Raw genomic sequence first — 317 nt, 5'->3', positions numbered from 1 at the left:
ACACGATGATCGCCTTACCCGACTCGAAGGTCCACTCATCGACCTGCGGCTTGATCTCGATCCGCGACGCACCCGAACGCTCCAACGCGGCCATATCGATCTCGTTGTCGAAGTGACCGATATTGCCCAGGATCGCGTGATCCTTCATCGCCTTCATGTGCTCGAGAGTGATGATGTCCTTGTTACCGGTCGAGGTGATCACGATATCGGCATCACCGACCGCCTGCTCCACGGTCACCACATCGAAACCGTCCATCAACGCCTGCAACGCGTTGATCGGGTCGATCTCGGTGACCTGCACCCGCGCGCCCTGACCC

General features: G+C 59.3%; 1 pseudogene. It reads right to left on the bottom strand.

Annotation, left to right across the window (positions count from 1 at the left end):
* A pseudogene (locus WA675_RS27310) lies at positions 1-317 on the bottom strand (adenosylhomocysteinase); the annotation flags it as partial.

Source organism: Nocardia sp. SSK8, assembly GCF_037034205.1.
Lineage (GTDB): Bacteria > Actinomycetota > Actinomycetes > Mycobacteriales > Mycobacteriaceae > Nocardia.
Note: the sequence above shows the minus strand (reverse complement) of the source record. Positions and strands in the feature narration are given on the sequence as shown.